Source organism: Streptomyces sp. NPDC047042, from assembly GCF_040644035.1.
Classification (GTDB): domain Bacteria; phylum Actinomycetota; class Actinomycetes; order Streptomycetales; family Streptomycetaceae; genus Streptomyces.
In genome coordinates this window covers 1-1,384 of sequence record NZ_JBEYVP010000116.1, presented here as the reverse complement: position 1 = coordinate 1,384, position 1,384 = coordinate 1, and the positions used below count along the sequence as shown (strand labels likewise).

General features: G+C 54.4%; 2 tRNA genes and 2 rRNA genes. All 4 read left to right on the top strand.

The window, feature by feature from the left end:
* Positions 1-105: ribosomal RNA gene (locus ABZ855_RS48325) — 16S ribosomal RNA — on the top strand; the annotation flags it as partial.
* A 102-nt stretch (positions 106-207) separates the two neighbouring features.
* Positions 208-283 (top strand) — tRNA-Ala (locus ABZ855_RS48320).
* Positions 284-305: 22 nt separating this feature from the next.
* Positions 306-382, top strand: a tRNA-Ile gene (locus ABZ855_RS48315).
* A 247-nt stretch (positions 383-629) separates the two neighbouring features.
* Positions 630-1,384, top strand: a 23S ribosomal RNA gene (locus tag ABZ855_RS48310); the annotation flags it as partial.

Here is a 1,384-nt window from a genome sequence, read left to right as displayed (position 1 = left end):
GGTAGCTTAACCTTCGGGAGGGCGCTTGCCACGGTGTGGCCGATGACTGGGGTGAAGTCGTAACAAGGTAGCCGTAGCGGAAGGTGCGGCTGGATCACCTCCTTTAGAGACTAAAGACAGCAAATTGCTCGTCGGACGTCCGCACAAGTGACCTGCACTCAGAGTTCCTCGTCGCCACAGGGTGACGTGGGACCGTCCCGTTTCGATGGGGCTTTAGCTCAGCTGGGAGAGCACCTGCTTTGCAAGCAGGGGGTCGTCGGTTCGATCCCGACAAGCTCCACCACCAGCCAGTCAGTCAGTACATTGGGTCTGTAGCTCAGGTGGTTAGAGCGCACCCCTGATAAGGGTGAGGCCGGTGGTTCGAGTCCTCCCAGACCCACCACCCTGACGGATGAGCGGTAAAACTCTGAATTGCGCACACATAAAGATTTGAAGCATCGAAGGCGTTGAGGCCTACGGTGCGTTCTTTGAAAACTGGAATGTAGCGAGCGTTTTGAGACGGAATGTCCATGACGTGTCGTAGAGGCTAAGGCGAGTGTCGAGAGACACTTTATTAATTGAGTCGTTATATTCGAGTTCGGGCTTTGTACCCCCGAACCCTATGGCTCCGAGGCAACTTGGGGTTATATGGTCAAGCGAATAAGCGCACACGGTGGATGCCTTGGCGGTCAGAGGCGATGAAGGACGTGGCAGCCTGCGAAAAGCGTGGGGGAGCTGGCAACAAGCATTGATCCCGCGATGTCCGAATGGGGAAACCCACCTAGCAATAGGTATCCTGCAGTGAATACATAGCTGCTGGAAGCGAACCCGGAGAACTGAAATATCTAAGTACCCGGAGGAAAAGAAATCAACCGAGATTCCCTAAGTAGTGACGAGCGAACGGGGACTAGCCCTTAAGTTGCATCAGCTTCAGCAAAAGAACCTGGAAAGGTTCGCCGTAGAAGGTGACAGCCCTGTATGCGAAGGGGCTGATGCGATGAAATCGAGTAGGGCGGGGCACGAGAAACCCTGTCTGAATATGGGGGGACCATCCTCCAAGGCTAAATACTCCTGACCGACCGATAGTGAACCAGTACCGTGAGGGAAAGGCGAAAAGAACCCTGGTGAAGGGAGTGAAATAGATCCTGAAACCGTGTGCGTACAAGCAGTAGGAGCCCGCAAGGGTGACTGCGTACCTTTTGTATAATGGGTCAGCGACTTACTGTTCGTGGCAAGCTTAACCGTATAGGGGAGGCGAAGGGAAACCGAGTCTGATAAGGGCGCATAGTCGCGGGCAGTAGACCCGAAACCGGGTGATCTAGTCATGCCCAGGGTGAAGGTTGAGTAACATCAACTGGAGGCCCGAACCCACTCCCGTTGCAAAGGTAGGGGATGAGGTGTGATT